The organism is Gellertiella sp. DMC107, from assembly GCF_056313605.1.
Map to the genome: position 1 here is coordinate 196,818 of NZ_JBQUZZ010000002.1, position 17,298 is coordinate 214,115.

General features: G+C 63.1%; 15 protein-coding genes. 7 read left to right on the forward strand and 8 right to left on the reverse strand.

Annotated features, from left to right (window positions below):
- Positions 1-50: 50 nt before the first annotated feature.
- Positions 51-530, forward strand: a complete 480-nt coding sequence (locus ACT54B_RS06395; protein WP_476043710.1) for a cupin domain-containing protein — start codon at positions 51-53, stop codon at positions 528-530.
- Between the two features lie 10 nt (positions 531-540).
- Here the strand turns inward: ACT54B_RS06395 and ACT54B_RS06400 are convergent, their stop codons facing one another.
- From ACT54B_RS06400 to ACT54B_RS06410, 3 genes are all read right to left on the reverse strand, one after another.
- Positions 541-954 (reverse strand): DUF1801 domain-containing protein, encoded by a 414-nt coding sequence (locus ACT54B_RS06400; RefSeq protein WP_476043712.1) that lies wholly within the window; start codon positions 952-954, stop codon positions 541-543.
- A 228-nt stretch (positions 955-1,182) separates the two neighbouring features.
- The gene (locus ACT54B_RS06405) at positions 1,183-2,910 is read right to left on the reverse strand and encodes a methyl-accepting chemotaxis protein (RefSeq protein ID WP_476043714.1); all 1,728 of its coding nucleotides are present in this window, start codon (positions 2,908-2,910) and stop codon (positions 1,183-1,185) included.
- Between the two features lie 633 nt (positions 2,911-3,543).
- Positions 3,544-4,164: a cupin domain-containing protein gene (locus ACT54B_RS06410; protein ID WP_476043716.1), complete on the reverse strand. Its 621-nt coding sequence runs from the start codon at positions 4,162-4,164 to the stop codon at positions 3,544-3,546.
- 185 nt (positions 4,165-4,349) lie between these two features.
- On the opposite strand from ACT54B_RS06410, the gene ACT54B_RS06415 reads away from it, so the two are divergent.
- The 6 genes from ACT54B_RS06415 (at position 4,350) to ACT54B_RS06440 (ending at position 11,715) form a co-directional block, all read left to right on the forward strand.
- Complete coding sequence (locus ACT54B_RS06415) at positions 4,350-5,927, forward strand: ABC transporter substrate-binding protein (RefSeq protein WP_476043717.1); 1,578 nt, start codon at positions 4,350-4,352, stop codon at positions 5,925-5,927.
- A 70-nt stretch (positions 5,928-5,997) separates the two neighbouring features.
- Positions 5,998-6,939: an ABC transporter permease gene (locus tag ACT54B_RS06420; RefSeq protein ID WP_476043719.1), complete on the forward strand. Its 942-nt coding sequence runs from the start codon at positions 5,998-6,000 to the stop codon at positions 6,937-6,939.
- On the forward strand, positions 6,936-7,805 hold the full coding sequence (locus ACT54B_RS06425; RefSeq protein WP_476043720.1) for an ABC transporter permease: 870 nt from the start codon (positions 6,936-6,938) through the stop codon (positions 7,803-7,805). The genes ACT54B_RS06420 and ACT54B_RS06425 overlap by 4 nt, the downstream gene beginning before the upstream one ends.
- Positions 7,806-7,808: 3 nt before the next feature.
- Entirely contained in the window at positions 7,809-8,819 is a 1,011-nt protein-coding gene (locus tag ACT54B_RS06430) for an ABC transporter ATP-binding protein (RefSeq protein ID WP_476043722.1), read from the forward strand.
- A 1-nt stretch (position 8,820) separates the two neighbouring features.
- Positions 8,821-9,846, forward strand: coding sequence for an ABC transporter ATP-binding protein (locus ACT54B_RS06435; protein ID WP_476043724.1), 1,026 nt, complete (start codon positions 8,821-8,823; stop codon positions 9,844-9,846).
- 45 nt (positions 9,847-9,891) lie between these two features.
- Entirely contained in the window at positions 9,892-11,715 is a 1,824-nt protein-coding gene (locus ACT54B_RS06440; protein ID WP_476043725.1) for an aminopeptidase P family protein, read from the forward strand.
- 165 nt (positions 11,716-11,880) lie between these two features.
- On the opposite strand, the gene ACT54B_RS06445 is transcribed toward ACT54B_RS06440, so the two are convergent.
- The 5 genes from ACT54B_RS06445 to ACT54B_RS06465 form a co-directional block, all read right to left on the reverse strand.
- Positions 11,881-12,606: an ABC transporter ATP-binding protein gene (locus tag ACT54B_RS06445; RefSeq protein ID WP_476043727.1), complete on the reverse strand. Its 726-nt coding sequence runs from the start codon at positions 12,604-12,606 to the stop codon at positions 11,881-11,883.
- Positions 12,603-13,454, reverse strand: a complete 852-nt coding sequence (locus tag ACT54B_RS06450) for an ABC transporter ATP-binding protein (RefSeq protein ID WP_476043728.1) — start codon at positions 13,452-13,454, stop codon at positions 12,603-12,605. The genes ACT54B_RS06445 and ACT54B_RS06450 overlap by 4 nt, the downstream gene beginning before the upstream one ends.
- Positions 13,451-14,353, reverse strand: coding sequence for an ABC transporter permease (locus ACT54B_RS06455; RefSeq protein WP_476043729.1), 903 nt, complete (start codon positions 14,351-14,353; stop codon positions 13,451-13,453). Before ACT54B_RS06455 ends, ACT54B_RS06450 begins: the two co-directional genes overlap by 4 nt.
- A 3-nt stretch (positions 14,354-14,356) precedes the next feature.
- Positions 14,357-15,427 (reverse strand): ABC transporter permease, encoded by a 1,071-nt coding sequence (locus tag ACT54B_RS06460; RefSeq protein ID WP_476043730.1) that lies wholly within the window; start codon positions 15,425-15,427, stop codon positions 14,357-14,359.
- A 77-nt stretch (positions 15,428-15,504) separates the two neighbouring features.
- Positions 15,505-17,091, reverse strand: a complete 1,587-nt coding sequence (locus ACT54B_RS06465) for an ABC transporter substrate-binding protein (RefSeq protein WP_476043731.1) — start codon at positions 17,089-17,091, stop codon at positions 15,505-15,507.
- Between the last annotated feature and the right edge of the window lie 207 nt (positions 17,092-17,298).

The following is a 17,298-nucleotide window of genomic DNA, read 5'->3' on the forward strand; positions in this document are numbered from 1 at the left end:
TTCTCTTCGCGCATTCTGTCCGCGGATCGACAGGAAAAAAGGAGCCGATCATGGAGCAGGACGACAGGCCGGTCCTCTTGCCGGCGGCGGAAGCAACGGCGCGCAAGCGCAGTTCCACCTATCCGGAACCGTTTCGCACAAGGGTGGCCGGGCGCATCAAACAGCCGCTCGGCGATCCGTTCGGCCTGACGAATTTCGGCGTCAACCGCACGACCCTGGAGCCCGGCGCCTGTTCCGCGCTTCTCCATCGTCACAGCCGTCAGGATGAGTTCGTCTATATTCTTGCGGGCGAGCCGACGCTGGTCACCGACCGTGGCGAATTCCCGATGCGGCCGGGCCTGTGCGCCGGCTTTCCCGCCGGAGGCATTGCGCACCAGCTCGTCAATCGCACCGATGAGCCGGTGATCTATCTGGAAGTGGGCGACCGCACGCCGGGCGACGAAGGCACCTATCCCGAAGACGATCTCCGCGCGGTGCAGGACGAAAGGGGAGGGTGGGTCTACCTGCACAAGGACGGCACGCCCTACTGAGGGGTCGCCCTCAGGTCTTCGACCGGCTCTTTCCCTTCCGTGCGGCCGCCGCAGCGCGATTTCGCTCGGCCGCCGCCTGGAAAAGCGCCCGTAACGCCGCCTCGTCCGGAAAGGCGCCCTCGGTAATATCGATGGCGCGGCGAACATTCCCCTCGAGGCTGGAGTTGAACAGCCGGTGGGGATCCTCAAGCGCCGCCCCGTTCATGAAGGTGAGCTTCACCGTCGACTTGTAGGTCTCGCCGGTGAACAGGATCCCGTCGGCGGACCAGACCGGCACGCCCCGCCATTTCACCTCTTCGATGACGCCGGGCACCGCCTCCTGCACCAGGCGACGCACCTGCGCGAGCACCCCGCCCCGCCAATCCTCGAGCGCGGCGATCCGCTGGTCGATCAGGTCTGTTGCATTCTCCCCGGCGCCGCTCATGGCCTGTCCTTTCGCTTGCAAAATCCGAGGGTTGGGCCCGCCGGATCGGTGCGCGAAGGGGAACCTTTCAGCCACCGTTTGTCAATCTCCGCAAATGGGGGATGACCGGGACGGGCGCGAGGATGGGCAAGCGCCGGGCCTGCATGCCCGGGCCTGCCAAAACAGAACCGCCGGCATGAGCCGGCGGTTTTGCGAGAGGTGTTTCCGGTAACGGCTGCTGCCGTTTCCTCATGCAGCGCGGCGATGGAGGCCAGCAGACGAGCCGATCCGGAAGCGGGAAACCAGCTCTTTCAGTCGGGTGGCTTCCTGGGACAGCGAGGAGGCTGCCGCTGTCGACTGTTCCACCATGGCCGCATTTTGCTGGGTGGACTGGTCCATATGGTTCACCGCCGAATTGATCTGGGTGAGACCGGAGGACTGCTCTTCGGCCGATGTGGCGATGGCCCGCATATGCCGGTTGATCTCCGAAATATAATCGCCGATCGTTTTCAGCGCGGCGCTGGCATCCCGAACGAGGTTGACGCCGTTCGTGACTTCCGCCGTGGAATTGTGGATCAGTCCCTTGATTTCCTTCGCCGCCTGCGCCGACCGCTGGGCAAGTTCACGCACTTCCTGCGCCACGACTGCGAAACCCTTGCCGGCTTCCCCGGCCCGAGCGGCTTCTACCCCTGCATTGAGCGCCAGAAGATTGGTCTGGAAAGCGATTTCGTCGATGACGCCGATGATGTTCGAGATCTGCTGGGAGCTGCCTTCGATGCGCTGCATGGCATTTTCGGTGTGCCCGACCACTTCGGCAGACTTCACCGCGCTTTGATTGGCCGCCTCGGCCACGCTGCGCACCTGAGCGGTAAGCTTGCTGGCCCCCGAGACATTGACCGTTATCTCGTCCAGAGCCGCTGCCGTCTCTTCCAGGGAGGCGGCCTGTTGTTCGGTCCGGCGGGAAAGATCGTTGGCGCCGGCGGCAATCTCGTGGGTTCCGCTTTCCATGTTCTCGATGGCCGTCATGATGCTGCCGACCGTCAGGGCAAGCTGATCCACCGAGGAATTGAAATCGTGCCGAAGCGATTCGTAATCGGCGGCAAAGCTGGTGTGGATCTGGCAGGTGAGATCGCCGGTGGCCAGTCGCGACAGGCTCTCGCCAAGGCTGGACGTGGCAAACTTCAATTGCTCCGCCTCGCGGGCCGCCCGCTCCTGATCGGCCATGCGGGCGCGCTCGGCGTCGCTGCGCATGGATTCCGTTTGGGCTTCCAGGGCCCGGGCCCGCAACCCGTTTTCCTTGAACACCTGCACGGCATTGGCCATCGTGCCGATCTCGTCGCGGCGGTCGGTGCCGACAATATTGGCTGAGAGATCGCCATTCGCCACTTCGCCCATCACCCGGGCCAACACCGTGATCGGCCGCACCAGCCAGGCACGTATGGCGAAATAGCCGAGGGTAATGACCACGATAATGCCGAGAACAACGGCGCCGACCGTGAGCTGGACCGTGCGGTCCGTCGTGGCTGTCAGGCCTTCGAGTTCGTGATCGGCGACGCCGATCATATCGGCGGTAACCTTGGTGACTTCCGGTGCCAGCGCAGCCAGAAGCGGCTGGCAGTCGCGCAGGAACAAGGCCTGGGCGCTGACATTTTCGACAGCCCCGTTGGCATTCTTGCCGGCTTCCACCGATGAAGCACAGGCAACATCCAGCGCCTGGAGGCCTTTCGCCTTCAAATCGGCCAGACCCGGTTCGTCGGGACGGGCGGCAATGGCCGCATTGACGAAGGTCTCGAAGCCCTTCCGGGTTTCTTCCAGTTCCTTCAAGGCATTCTGGTTACCCTCATCGGAATTGGCGATGAGCAGGTCGCCCATGGCGGCACGCGCTTCCTGGATCGACCGGTTCGCCCGGGACAGCGAAAGGGCCGCCTTCTGCGATCCGTTCGACATGCTGATATAGCCATCATCGATTGCCGACATCGACATGCCGGAATAGAGGGCTGTACAGAGTGAAAAGATGCCAAATGCACCGATAATTAATAAAAACTTTCCAACGATCGGGATATTCCGCATGTGTCACCCCCCAGACTTCAATAGATGGAGCTTCATGCTCTGCGTGGCATCGGAAGGCTGGTCTCGCCTCACCACGGCAGCGTGACAAATGCTGTCAATGCTAAAACTAGCGTCCGACCGTTAAATTTCCTTCAATGACTTTTATATTTTAAAATTTATTTTCTAAATTATGAATCGTGGATCGCCATGGATCCCCTGATCGGGCCGCTGCCGAAATGATTTTCTAAGAATCGCCACAACCATGAGGTGGCAGGTCGGCGAATTATTCCTAATTTCCTGCCGTGAAACGTGCATTCGATGCTCGTTTGGGCATTCTGCTGCTCACGGTCCACCTTGTGAAGGCACGAAGCCACCGCCTGCGTCTTTCGGGACATCGGCCAGGCCTCAACCGGATTGGAACCGCCACAGGCAGGGCGGACGCGCCCTCGGATTTTTGCGGCGCGGTTCGGCTCGTTCGTCCGCATGAGGGGAGACAGGATCCTGTCCGCCGCACCGGGCTGTCCCGGTGGAGCGGTGAGGCAGACGTAAACTTCTGAGGCTTTAGCCGGCACTATTTTTAGCATCATTAAAGATGCGTGTTGTCCCTACCCACAGCTCTCTGGCCGGTATTGTCCCGATATTTGTAGCCCGATGCGGAAGCGACGACGGAAAGTGCAACGTATCTCCCGCCTTGAGATAATATTGAGATCCATTGATTTCGTACAGGATTTCGCCTTCGATGATGTAGACGAAGTCTTCCCCCTCATGCGTCATCATTTCGGAAGCATATCCGACCGGAATTCTCGTTATGCAGCCGTTGAGCTTGGCGCCAGGAAAGCCACGCTCCAATATTTCGTAGACGCGCTCTTTTGTCTCGACAGTATATCCCGCCCTTGTTTCGGACCGGGAAACCATGGATGCAACATGTTGCGGCGGTTCGGAAAGAAACGCGTCGACTGGTGCGTTCAGAGAGTTGGCAATCTTGTAAAGTGAAATCAGGGAAGGTGCGGACAGACCACGCTCGACCTGGCTGATAAAGCCTTCGGTCAAGTCGCATTCTTGCGCAACTTGCTTCATTGTCTTGCCGATTTCTTTTCGCCGCTGTCGAAGGAGCTGTCCCAGCCGAACGCCCTCGTCTTTCGTCGCCATTTCCTCTGCTGCAGAGGGTGCCAGATCCGGCATCGATCGCATCTCCACTTGACTTGCTGCTGAGTTTGACTTTAGTGTATCTAAAGTCGAGCGCAACCACCTTTTCTGCGTTGATAATAGCAAATGCCGCTTGGCGCTCGACAAATTTCTCCGCGGCGACGGAGAAGGCGGAGCGACAACGCAGGGCCATGTAAACGAAATTGGGAGGCCTCAACAACATGAATAAGACGATGCTGTCGCTGATGGGTGCGGTTTTTGCGGTGATGCCGCTCTCGCTTCCCGCCTTTGCGGTCGAGCGGGGCGGGCAGATGAGTTTCGCCCGCTATGACGATTCGGTGCTGATCGACCCGGTCTGGGCGGAGCGCAATCCCGACATCTGGATGGTGACCAACCTTTACGACACGCTGTTGCGCAATGGCGAGAAGGGCGCGCTGCAGCCGGGCCTGGCCGAAAAGCACGAGGTTTCGGCCGATGGCAAGACCATCACGCTGACCCTGCGCGACGGCGTCAAGTTCTCCGATGGCTCCGCGCTCACCGTCGATGACGTGGTCTTCTCGCTGGAGCGGGCCCGCAATCCGGATGGTCCCTGGGGCAACCTGCTCGCCTCCGTCGACGGGGTAAAGGGCGACGGCAAGACCGTGACGCTCACGCTGAAGCAGCCCGATCCGACGATCCTGTCGGTGCTCGCCACCTTCAACACCGGCATCATGCCGAAGGCGGCCTATGAGAAGATGCAAGGGGCGAACGACCAGGAGAAGGCCGCGGCCTTTTACGCTGCCGGTCCGGTCACCTCAGGCCCCTTCATGCTGAAGGAACACCAGAAGGGCTCCCGCATGGTCTTCGTGCGCAACCCGAACTACTGGCGTCCCGGCGAGGACGGCAAGCCGCTCCCCTATCTGGACGAGGTGGATTTCGAGATCATCCCTGACGATGCGACCCGTATCCTGAAGCTGCAATCGGGCGAAGTTGAAGGGGCCGAGTTCATTCCCTTCTCGCGCGTGGCCGAGCTTTCCGCCGATCCCAACCTGGACATGAAGCTCTTCCCGTCCTCGCGCATCATCTACGCGCCGATCAACAGCCGCGACGCCAAGGCGGACGGATCGAAGAATCCGCTGGCCGACAAGCGGGTGCGGCAGGCGCTGAACTATGCGACCGACAAGGATGCGATCATCCGCCTCGTGACCTTCGACACGGGCATGCCGATGACCTCGCTGATGCCGATGGCGACCACCTATCACTACGGTCCGCAGCCGCTCTATGCCTACGACCCCGCGAAGGCACAGACGCTGCTGAAGGAAGCCGGCATCGAGGGCGGGCTCGACATCACCCTGACCACGCTTGCCGGTTCGGCGGATGATTCCACCCTCTTCACGGCGCTGCAGCAGATGTGGCAGGGCATCGGCGTCAACCTCAAGGTCGAGCAGGTGGACAGCCCCACCCGCGGCGAGAAGAACCGGTCCGGCAATTTCGACATCCATACCTATGGCTGGGCGAACGACATCAACGACCCCGCGCAGGTCACCAGCTGGCTCGGCTATTACAAGCATCGCCAGGCGGTCGGCACCGGCTGGAACAATGCGGATTTCAACGCGCTCTTCGAAACCTCGATGACCGAGACCGATCCGGAAAAGCGCCGCGAGGAATACAAGAAGATGCAGGAAATCTACGCGGAGGAAGCGCCGTTGCTCTTCCTCTACGAAACGCCTTTCGCGGTGGCGCTTGCGAAGTCCGTGCAGGGCTACGTCCAGTCGCCGCTGGGCGCCAATGATTTCTCCACGGCGTGGAAATCGAAGTAACCCCTCCCGCCTGCCTCGGGAACAGGTCCTGCGAGGGACCTGTTCCCCCTTTTCATTCCGGGGAGCCCTCATGCCTTCGCTTTCCTATCTTCTCTCCCGTCTCCTGCAGATCGTGCCGACCTTTCTGCTGGTGATGGTGTTCATCTTCCTGTTCGTGCGGCTTCTGCCCGGCGATCCCGCCATCGCCATGGCCGAGGCCAAGGCCAGCGACCAGCAGCTCATGGAGATCCGCGAGCGTCTGGGTCTGAACGAGCCGCTTCCGGTCCAGTTCGGCTATTTCGTCAAGAACACGCTGACCGGTGACCTCGGTCGTTCGATCCTGATGAAGCGGCCGGTGATCGAGGTGATCCTGGAGCGCCTGCCGGTGACCCTCTACCTCTCCCTCTATGCGGTGGCGCTCTCGGTTCTGGTGGCGGCACCCCTCGCGCTGCTTGCGGCCACGCGGGTCAACAGCACCACCGATGTGGCGATTCGCGGCGTCTTCCAGGTCGGGCTTTCCATGCCCGTCTTCTATATCGGCCTCCTGCTGCTCACCGTGCTCGGCGCAAAGCTTCGGCTGTTTCCGGTCGGCGGCTACGGGCGCAGCTTCTTCGCCAATCTTTACCATCTTGCCCTGCCGGCCCTCAGCATCGCGCTCTACACATCCGCCATCCTCATGCGCAATCTCAGGGCCTCGCTGGTGGAAGTGCTCGATGCGGAATTCGTGCAATTCGCCCGGGCGAAGGGCCTGGCGCGCCGTGTGGTCCTAAGCCGGCACGTGCTGCGCAATGCGCTGGTGTCCGCCGTCACGCTGCTGGGCCTGTCGATCGGCAACCTGATGAGCGGAACGCTCGTCACCGAAACCGTCTTTGCCGTGCCCGGCGTCGGGCGGCTGATGCTGGAGGCGATCTTTGCCCGCGACTATCCGCTGATCCAGGGGCTGACGCTGACCTTCGCCGTCATCGTGTCCCTGACATTCCTCGCCACGGACCTCGTCCAGTCCTGGCTCGATCCGAGGCTTCGCCAGGCATGACCACGCTCGATTTTACCGCGCCGCCACGGCGCAGCCGCCTTGCCGCCTTCCTGGCGCTTGCCTTCCGGCGACCGGCCTTCCTGGTCGGCACCGGCATCATCGCCGTCTCGCTGCTCATCGCGCTGATGCCGGGCCTCTTCGCCCCCTACGATCCACTGGCCTTCGACATGACGGCAATCCAGCAGGGGCCGTCCTTCAGCCATCCCTTCGGCACCGACGGATTCGGGCGCGATATCCTCAGCCGCGTGCTCTGGGCCTACCGGGTCGACATGCAGATGGCCTTCTTCGCCACCGTCTTCGCTCTCCTCATCGGGGTCGCGACCGGTGCGCTGGTCGGCTATTACGGCGGACTTGCCGACATGATCTTCGGCCGCATCGTCGATGCCGTCATCACCTTCCCCTTTCTGGTTCTGGTGATCGCCATCGTCGCGGTCCTGGGGCCGGGCCTCGTCAACATGTATGTGGCGATCACCGCCGTGAACTGGGTCTATTATGCCCGCCTCACCCGCGCGGAAATCATGGCGCAGAAGGCGCAGGATTATGCCGCTGCCGCCCGTGTGCTCGGCTATTCCGATGCCCGGATCATCTTCCGGCACCTGCTGCCCAACGCCATCAGCCCCGTCATCGTCTACTGGATGACGGACATGGCGCTTGCCATCCTGCTCGGCTCCTCCCTCGGCTATCTCGGCCTTGGCGCACAGCCCCCGGCTGCCGAATGGGGTGTTCTCATCGCCGAAGGGCGCAATTTCATCATGACGGCCTGGTGGATCAGCCTGATGCCGGGCCTCGCCATCGTGCTGACCGGTCTGGGATTCAGCCTGATGGGGGATTCCCTTGCCGATCTTCTCCGACCGAAGGGGCGTTGAGCCGTGATCTCCGACAATCCATTCGACGCGATCCAGCGCCCGGTCGTGCTGGACATCCGCAACCTCGTCACCAGCTTCGGCCCACCCGACCGGCCGCTCGTGGCCGTCGACCGGGTTTCGCTGACCTTGCGGCAGGGCGAAATCCTCGGCCTCGTGGGGGAAAGCGGCTCGGGCAAATCGATCACGCTGCGCTCCATCCTCGGCCTCATCCGGCCGCGTGGACGGATGTCGGGGCAGATCCTCTGGAAGGGGCGCGATCTTGTGCCGCTTTCCGAGCGGGCACTCGGCGACATAAGGGGCAAGGAGATCGCGATGATCTTCCAGGAGCCCATGACCTCGCTCAACCCGCTTCTGCCGGTGGGCTTGCAGATCACCGAAAATCTGGCGGCCCATACGGATCTTGATGCTCGCGCCCGCCGCGCCGAAGCCATCGCGCTGCTCGATCGGGTCGGTATCCCGGCCGCGGCCTCGCGGCTGGGCGATTTCCCGCACGAGTTCTCCGGCGGCATGCGGCAAAGGGTGATGATCGCGATTGCGCTCGCCTCGCGTCCCGCGCTGCTTCTCGCCGACGAACCGACGACCGCGCTCGACGTGACGATCCAGGACCAGATCCTCCGGCTTCTGCAGTCGCTCGCCGGCGAATTCGGCATGTCGGTGATCCTGGTTACTCATGACATGGGCGTGGTGGCGGCGAGCTGCGACCGCGTGGCGGTGATGTATGGCGGTCGCCTCTGCGAGACCGGCCTCACGGAGGCGGTGATCGAACGTGCGGCCCATCCCTATACGGAGGGGCTGCTGCAATCGATCCCGCGCGGGGTCGCGCCGCGCACGCTGCTCTATTCCATTCCCGGCCTGCCATCCGGCCTGGCGGATCGGCCGGCGGCCTGCGCTTTTGCAGCCCGCTGTCCCCATGCCACGGCGCTGTGCCGGCAGATCCTGCCGCCGCCGGTCGAGATCGGAGCGGGCCGCATGCTCGCCTGCCATCATCCCCGCCGCATGATCGAGGAGCTTTGACATGGATCTGCTTTCCGTTTCCGATTTGCATGTCCGCTTTGCAAAGAGCCGCAATCCGGTCGACCAGCTGATGGGGCGGCCGGCGAAGATCGTCCGGGCCCTGAACGGGGTCGATCTCGGGGTCGCCCGGGGGGAAACGCTGGGCATCGTCGGCGAATCCGGTTGCGGCAAGTCCACCCTGGCCCGCGCCATTGCCGGCCTCGTGCCGCCGACCGAGGGCGAGATCCTGTTTCAGGGCAAGCCGGTCTCCGGCCTCGCCGGCCGGGCCCGGCGCGACTATAACCGCCGGGTGCAGCTGATCTTCCAGGACCCCTACAGCTCGCTCAACCCGCGCATGACCGTGGGCGACATGCTGCGCGAAGCGCTGACGGTGCACCGCATGCGCACCGGCGCGGCCATCGGCGCCCGGATCGGTGAGTTGATGGATCTCGTCCGCCTCCCTTCGGATGCGGTCGCGAAATACCCGCACGAGTTTTCCGGCGGCCAGCGGCAGCGCATCGCCATTGCCCGGGCGCTGTCGGTGGAGCCCGATTGCCTGATCGCGGACGAACTCGTCTCTGCACTCGATGTGTCGGTGCAGGCGCAGGTGGTCAACCTGATGCTCGATCTGCAGGAGCGGCTGGGCCTCGCCGTGCTGTTTGTCGCGCACGACCTGCGGCTGGTGCGGCACGTTTCCCATCGCGTGGCGGTGATCTATCTCGGTTCCGTGGTGGAAATCGGCCCGTCCGAAACGCTGTTTACCGCGCCGAACCACCCCTATTCGCAGGCCCTGCTGGCGGCGGCGCCCAGCCTCGATGTCCGGCGACGCAGGATCGCGCCCGCGCTTTCGGGAGAGTTGCCGAGCCCTCTCGCCATCCCGCCGGGATGTCCCTTCCACCTCCGTTGCCCCCATGCCGCCGAGATCTGCCGGCGGGAGAAGCCGGCGCTGCGCCCCGCAGGCGGGGGCATGGCGGCTTGCCATTTTGCCGGAGAGATCGCGGCAGTCGGTCCGGCCCCCGGTCCCGCCACTCTCGAACCCTCTCTCTGACCCTTCCCGCGCCGGATCGGCGACAGCACCCGAAGGAGTGCACTGATGACCGTCATTCAACCGAAATTCCTGCTGGCCCAACGTCTGGCGGACATGCGGGCCGAACTGGCCCGCCGTGGTCTCGACGGGGTGATCGTGCCCCGCTTCGACGAGCACCAGGGCGAATATTGCGCGCCCCACGACAACCGGCTGGCTTTCCTGACCGGCTTTACCGGCTCCGCCGGCGTGGCGGCGGTCTTCCGCGACCGGGCGGCCCTGTTCGTGGATGGCCGCTACCAGGTGCAGGTGCTGGAAGAGACCGATACGGGGCTCTATGCCATCGAGCATTTTCATGAAGCCCCCTTGCATGGCTGGCTCGCCCGCAGCGTGAAGAAAGGGGAGCGGGTCGGATTCAATCCCATGCTCCTTCCCCATGCCTGGGATGCCGAATGCGGAGACGCGGTGCGGACCGCCGGTGGGGAGTGGGTGCCGCTCGAGACCGATCCGGTCGATCCGATCTGGGAAGACCAGCCCGCCAAACCGCTGGGCAGCATCAGCGCCATGCCGCTCGAGACGTCGGGCATGCGGTCCGCGGACAAGCGCCTGCTGCTGTCCCAGGCCCTGAAAACCATGGGAGCCGACATGCTGGTCGAAGCGCAGCCGGACAATATTGCCTGGCTGCTGAACGTGCGCGGGCGGGACGTCGCCTTCAATCCCATGCCCAATTCCTTCCTTGTCCTGACGGCGGAAGGGGAGGTGGAATGGTTCGTGGACAGCCGCAAGCTGCCCAACGACCTCTCCGAATTCGAACTGGACGACGTGGCAAAGTCCGACCCGGCACGCCTTCGCGAACGGTTGCGGCGGCTCGCTCCGGGCCGAAAGGCCGTGCTGGACCCCAATTTTGCGCCCTGTGCCTTCACCCACGACATTTCTGCGGCAGGCGGCGAGGTGATCTCCCGCCGCAGCCCGGTCACCCTGGCAAAAATGGTGAAGAACCCGGCGGAACTGTCAGGCTTCCGAACCTGCCATGAAAGGGACGGCGTGGCCTGGGTCCGCTTTCTTGCCTGGCTCGACGGGGTCGTGGCGGGACGGGAAGCCGAAGGACAGCCCGTGACCGAACTGGAAGCCGAGGCGAAAATTCTCTCTTTTCGGGAGATGGACCCGCAGTTTGTGGAACCGAGCTTCCGGTCGATCTCGGCGGCCGGCGGACATGCCGCCATGTGCCATTACGCGGCTGCGCCGGAAACCGACGCGCCCCTCTCCGCCAGCCAGATCTACCTGCTGGATTCCGGCGGGCAATATGTCTGCGGCACGACCGATGCGACCCGCACCACCGCCTTTTCCCCCGTGACGGGCGAGGTCAGGCGCGCCTATACGGCCGTGCTCAAGGGGCTGCTTTCCATGCTGGGCCTTCAGTTTCCACGCGGAACGCGCGGCCACCAGCTGGACGCCTTTGCGCGGCGCGCGCTCTGGGCCGAGGGCCTCGACTACGACCATGGCACGGGCCACGGCGTCGGCCATTTCCTTTCGGTGCATGAGCAGGCCCAGCGTTTCGACAAGCGTGTCAATGAAATCGACATTGAGGCCGGCATGGTGACGACCATCGAGCCCGGCCACTACAAGGCCGGCGTTTATGGCATCCGGCTGGAAAACCAGGTGGAAGTGATCGAGGGGCGCCATGAGGGCTTTCTTGCCTTCCGCAGCCTCACCCTCATCCCGCTCGACCTCCGCCTGGCCGACATGGGGCTTCTGTCCACCGACGAAATCCGCCTGCTGAACCAGTATCATGTCGATGTCCGGGCGCGCCTGTCTCCGCATCTCGAAGGCGAGGCGCTGCAATGGCTGCTCGACAGGACCGAGCCCGTACCCTCCTCGCGCCTGGCGGTCTGAACTGCGGCGTCTCGCCGGGAAAGGTCCCTTCCGGCGAGACAGCCATTCCCGGTCGAGGAAGGAAGAAGCCGCCGATGCGGGCCACCTCAGGGGCGCGCGGCGGTCGGAGCCACCGCGACCGTCACGGGTCAGACCATACGGCTACAGAATATGGTTCCGGCGACCTTATCCGGTGCTCGCCGCAAGAAGCGCGCGCGTATAATCGTCGCGCACCTGCCGGGATCTGAGATCCTCCCGGGTCAAGGTCTCCACGCACCGGGCGTTCTGCATCACCATCAGGCGGTCGCATCCATAGGCAATCACAGCGAGATTGTGGCTGACCATCAGATAGGTGAGATTCAGCTCCGCCCGCAGCTGGTTGAGCAGGTTCAGGATTTCGGCCTGGACCGAGACATCGAGCGCCGAGGTCGGTTCATCGAGGAGAAGGATGCGGGGAGACAGCGCCAGGGCGCGCGCGATCGCCACCCGCTGGCGCTGTCCGCCGGACAATTCATGCGGATATCGGGCGCTGAAGCTCGCGGCGAGCCCGGTCATGTCCAGCAGGCGTGCCGTACGACCGGGAATATCGGGAAGCCTGTGGATGCGCATCGGCTCGGCGATGGCGTCTCCGATCGTGTATCGCGGATGCAGGGAAGCATAGGGGTCCTGAAACACCATCTGCGCCAGGAGCGCGCGCTCACCGCGCGCGGTCGTCCTTATGTCCTGCCCGTTCATCCGGATTGTTCCGGTCCAATGACGGTTGAGACCCATGGCGGTGCGCAGCAAGGTGGATTTCCCGGAGCCGCTTTCTCCGACCAGACCGAAGCTTTCGCCTTCAGCGACCGAAAGGTTCACCTGGTCGACCGCCACGGCTGCGCCAAAGCGGACGGTGAGGTTTTCAACCGAGATCATGGATGGTCCTCTCCCCAATGGGCGTTTCGCTCCAGCGTCGGCAAGGGCGTCAAGGGGCCGTCGATGTGAGGCATGCAGGCAAGCAGCCCGCGGGTGTAGGGATGCCGCGCATCCTGCAGCGCCCGCGCATGCAAGGTTTCCACGATCCGCCCCGCATACATGACCAGCACCCGATCGCAGAAGCGGGACACAAGGGTGAGATCATGGCTGATCATCACCAGGCCCATGCCGCGCCGCTGCACGAGGTCGTTCATGATATCCAGAACCTGCGCCTGCACGGTGACGTCGAGGGCAGAGGTGGGTTCATCGGCAATGAGCAGTTCCGGCTCGCGCACGATCATCATGGCGATCATGACCCGCTGCCCCATGCCGCCGGAGAGTTCATGGGGATAGAGCCCGAACACCCGGTCCGGTGCCCGGATACGAACGGCCTCGAGGGATTCCAGCGCCTTCTGCCGGCATTCGGCGGTGCTCAGTCTGCTATTTCCCAGGCGGATCGCCTCGATGATCTGCCGCCCGACCGTCACGACCGGGTTGAGGGAAAATTTGGGATCCTGCAGGATCATGCTCATCCGGCTGCCGCGCAGGCCGCGACGGACCCGGTTCGAGGCCGTTAGAAGATCGATGCCTCCGAATTCCAGTCTCTGGGCCCGGACCGTCGCCGTGGGAGGAAGAACACCCATCAGAGCCCTGCAGGAAAGGCTCTTGCCCGATCCGCTTTCCCCGACGATGCCGAGCTTTTCCCGGCCGATGGAAAAGGAAACGCCCTTGACCGCCTCGACGCTTCTTCCATCCTCTCCACGGAAACTGATGCAGAGCCGTTCTATTTCAGCGAGGTTTCCGCTCATGCCCGTCTCCTCAGATGCGGATCGAGCTGATCCCGCATGGCGTCGCCGAGCAGATTGAAACCCAGGCTGACGATGAAAATGGCGAAGCCGGGAATGGTCGCGACCCACCACTGATCGAAGATGAACTTGCGGCCCGTGGAGATCATCGCGCCCCATTCCGGCAGCGGAGGTTGAGCCCCGAGCCCGATAAAGCCGAGACCCGCCGCCGTCAGGATAATGCCGGCCATATCCAGCGTCATGCGCACGATCACCGAGGAAATGCACATGGGGATCACATGCCGGAAGATGATCCGGGCCTCGGAGCCTCCGGCAAGGCGGATGGCGTTCACATAATCGCTCTCCCGGACAAGCAGCGCCTCGGCCCGCGCCAGCCGCGCATAGGGAGGCCAGGCGGTCAGGGTGATGGCGAGAGCCGCATTGACGATTCCGGGTCCGAGAGCGGCCACGAAGGCGAGGGCGAGCATTAGCTTCGGCACGGCCAGAAACACATCTGTCAGCCGCATGAACAGGGCATCGGTGAAGCCGCCCAAAGTGCCCGCTGCCGCGCCGATGACGAGGCCGATCGGCGCAGAGGTGACGACGACGAGCCCGACGATCAGGAGCGTGAGCCGCGCGCCATACAGAATGCGGGCGAAGATATCCCGCCCCAGCTCGTCCGTACCGAAGAGGTGGTTCGCCCCCGGGGCCGCCAGACGCCCCGCCAGATCGGGCAGATAGGGGTCATGGCTGGCAAGAAGCGGTGCGAAAAGCGCTGCCAGCACCAGCACGACGAGAATGGAGAGCCCGAGAACGCCGAGCGGATTGCGCAGAAAGCGCCGCGCGAAAAGCTGCGCGTCGCGCATCCGCTGCGGACGCGCGGACCGTTTCGCCGGCAGGGGCAGGCTTTGGGTGAGGGTCATGGCTTAGCCCCGTCCATAGAGTTGGGAGCGCGGATCGAGCGCCTGGTAAAGAAGGTCGGACACCATATTGAGGAGAATGAAGACGGCCCCGATCAGAACCGTACCGCCCAGCACCGCATTGACATCGGCGCGGAACAGGGACGAGGCGACATAATTGCCGATGCCCGGCCAGGCGAAAACGGTTTCAACCAGGACAGAGCCTTCGAGCAGGCCGCCATAGGACAGGGCGATGACGGTAACGAGCGGAATGCCGGCATTGCGCAGCGCATGCAGGAGGACCACCCGAAGCTCGCCTGCACCCTTCAGGCGGGCGGTAAGGACATATTCCTTGCTTAGCTGATCCAGCATCATCGAGCGGGTCATGCGCGAGATATAGGCAAGGCTGTAATAGCCGAGCAGCAGCGCCGGGAGGATGATGTGGCTGAAGGCATTGCCAAAAATTTCCCATTCGCCCGCCAGCGCCGAATCCAGAAGAATGGAGCCCGTCGTGACCGGCACGATGCCCTGGTAGAAAACATCGACCTGTCCGGGACCGGATACCCAGTCGAGACGGGCATAAAAGACCAGGAGCCCCACGAGCCCCAGCCAGAAGATCGGTACGGAATAGCCGACCAGACCGATCAGCCGGATGAGATAGTCCGGCCACCGGTCATGCCAGTAGGCGGCCGCAACCCCGGCCGGTACGCCGAGGAGGGTTCCGATGAGGAGGCCGAGCGTCGATAGTTCCAGGGTGGCGGGGAAAAACGTGGCGAGATCGGACAGAACCGCGCGGTTGGTGACGAAGGATATGCCGAAATCTCCCCGCGCCAGCCGCCAGACATAGAGGAAGAACTGTTCCCAGATCGGGCGGTCGAGCCCGAGCTCCTGAAAAACACGGTCATAAACATCCTGCCCGGCCTTTGGGCCGATGATCGAGATGACGGGATCGATCGGCACGAGACGCCCGATAAAGAAGGTCAGGGCCAGGAGGCCGAGCAGCGTCACGGTAACCGTTGCAAGAAGAGAAAGGATGCGCAGGGCCAGGGCCGGTAGCCGGGACGTTCGGGCGAGCGCTTGCGGGGGAACGGAAGCCAAGGGGGTTCTCCGGATTGCCGGGATGGGGAGAGGCCGGCGGAGGGTCTGCACCCCCGCCGGCCGTCCACGTTCCGATTTTATTTCGTCACGTCCCAATAGCGGTCGTCGGAGAAGGTCTGGCCGAGCACCACACCCTTGACATTGCTCCGGATGCCGACCTTGCGGACCTGCTGGAACATGTAGAGGAACGGCGACGTATCCGTATGGGTCTTCTGAAGGGCCTCATACAGGGCGCGTCGCTTGTCCGTATCCTTCTCGCGCACCGCCGCCATGGCGTCGGGAGAAAGGGCGCCCGCATCCCAGCCGAAGCGGTCCGCCAGTCCATCCGAGCCATCGGGGGCATCCTTGGCATTGACGGCAAAGGCCTTGGCGTTCGAATGCGGATCGGGATAATCCGGACCCCAGAGACCAAACCAGATATCCAGCTTGTGGGCACGGTAGCGCTCGAGCCATTGCTGACCGTCGACGACGTCCAGATTAAGCTTCACGCCGGCCTGTGCCATGGTGGCCTGCACCGCTTGAGCGAAGTCCGTATAGGGCGGCGTGTTCCAGACCACGGAATCCAGCGTGATCTCTCCGGAAATGCCGGCCTCGGCCAGCAGCGCTTTTGCCTTCTCGATGTCGAGTTTGTAGGGATTGTAATCGATAGCGCCGAGAAAGCCTTCCGGGACCAGCGTCTGGTGGACCTTGATCGTGCCCTTGGCGACCGTATCGGCGATGCCCTGGTAATCGACGAGGTATTTCAGCGCCTCCACCACTTTGGGCTTGGCCAGGTTCTCGTTGCGGACATTGAGGCCCATATAATAGATCGTGCCGGAACGGCCGGTGACGAAGCCGATATCGGGGTTCTTTTCCAGCGCGCCGAAATCATCCGGGCCGAGCTTGTTGGCGATGTCGATGTCACCCTTCTCCAGCAGCAGTCGTTCGGCAGCGCTCTCCGGCACATGCTGGATGAAGATCCGTTTTACCCCGCCCTCTCCGCCGGCATAATGGGGGTTGCGGGTGAGGAGCATGGATTGCTTCGGCTCCCAACGGGTCAGTTCGTAGGGGCCGGAGCCGGCGGAATGCGCCGCTTTCAGCCAGGCATTTCCGTAATCGCCATTGACCTCGTGCTCCTGCACCAGCTTGGAATCGACGATACCGCCCACATAGGACGAGAGGCAGTAGTAAAGGAACGACGGCGCATAGGCATCGCCCGTGCGGATGACCAGCGTGCTGTCGTCGGTAGCCTTGATCCATTCCTCGACATTGTCAGGCGTGAAGCCGAACTGGGTGAGAATGAAGGCGGAGCGCGACTTCATCAGCACGACCCGGCGCAGCGAATATTCGGCATCGCGGGCGGTTACCGGGTTGCCGGACGCAAATTTCAGCCCTGAACGCATCTTGAAGGTGAAGGTCTTGCCATCCTCAGCCACGCTAAAGCTCTCGGCAAGAATGCCGACGATCTTCGAGGGGTCGGCGATATCCGCCGCAACAAGCGGTTGATAGATCTGGTTCGCGGCCAGAACGCCACCGACCTCCGAGACCTCGCCGGGATCGAGCGTGATCACGTCGTCGATCGCATCGGCGATGACGAGCGTATCCTTGGGCGTTTCCGCCCCTGCCTGCAGGACGCCGATCCCGGACAGGATGATGGCGCTTGCAAAAAACTTCCTGATAAACATGGGTCCTCCTCCCACGGACAGTCAGGCTGTCCCCTTACAATCTGGTGCAACGGTGCATGGGCAATCGCGGCGAAATGCAGGATCGCACAGACTATAGTAAAACTAAAGTTCTTTAGTCAGGATGTCAATTGTGGGATCTGCAGGACCGCGGTTTTCCGGATAGCGAGCCCTGAGGCCTCCTTCGCAACCTAGGAGGCCTGACCCTGC

Excerpts from the sequence above, each read along its gene's own strand:
- ACT54B_RS06395 (WP_476043710.1), top strand. The coding sequence starts at position 51 with ATGGAGCAGGACGACAGGCCGGTCCTCTTGCCGGCGGCGGAAGCAACG.
- ACT54B_RS06400 (WP_476043712.1), bottom strand. The coding sequence starts at position 954 with ATGAGCGGCGCCGGGGAGAATGCAACAGACCTGATCGACCAGCGGATC.
- ACT54B_RS06405 (WP_476043714.1), bottom strand. The coding sequence starts at position 2,910 with ATGTCGGCAATCGATGATGGCTATATCAGCATGTCGAACGGATCGCAG.
- ACT54B_RS06410 (WP_476043716.1), bottom strand. The coding sequence starts at position 4,164 with ATGCCGGATCTGGCACCCTCTGCAGCAGAGGAAATGGCGACGAAAGAC.
- ACT54B_RS06415 (WP_476043717.1), top strand. The coding sequence starts at position 4,350 with ATGAATAAGACGATGCTGTCGCTGATGGGTGCGGTTTTTGCGGTGATG.
- ACT54B_RS06420 (WP_476043719.1), top strand. The coding sequence starts at position 5,998 with ATGCCTTCGCTTTCCTATCTTCTCTCCCGTCTCCTGCAGATCGTGCCG.
- ACT54B_RS06425 (WP_476043720.1), top strand. The coding sequence starts at position 6,936 with ATGACCACGCTCGATTTTACCGCGCCGCCACGGCGCAGCCGCCTTGCC.
- ACT54B_RS06435 (WP_476043724.1), top strand. The coding sequence starts at position 8,821 with ATGGATCTGCTTTCCGTTTCCGATTTGCATGTCCGCTTTGCAAAGAGC.
- ACT54B_RS06440 (WP_476043725.1), top strand. The coding sequence starts at position 9,892 with ATGACCGTCATTCAACCGAAATTCCTGCTGGCCCAACGTCTGGCGGAC.
- ACT54B_RS06445 (WP_476043727.1), bottom strand. The coding sequence starts at position 12,606 with ATGATCTCGGTTGAAAACCTCACCGTCCGCTTTGGCGCAGCCGTGGCG.
- ACT54B_RS06450 (WP_476043728.1), bottom strand. The coding sequence starts at position 13,454 with ATGAGCGGAAACCTCGCTGAAATAGAACGGCTCTGCATCAGTTTCCGT.
- ACT54B_RS06455 (WP_476043729.1), bottom strand. The coding sequence starts at position 14,353 with ATGACCCTCACCCAAAGCCTGCCCCTGCCGGCGAAACGGTCCGCGCGT.
- ACT54B_RS06465 (WP_476043731.1), bottom strand. The coding sequence starts at position 17,091 with ATGTTTATCAGGAAGTTTTTTGCAAGCGCCATCATCCTGTCCGGGATC.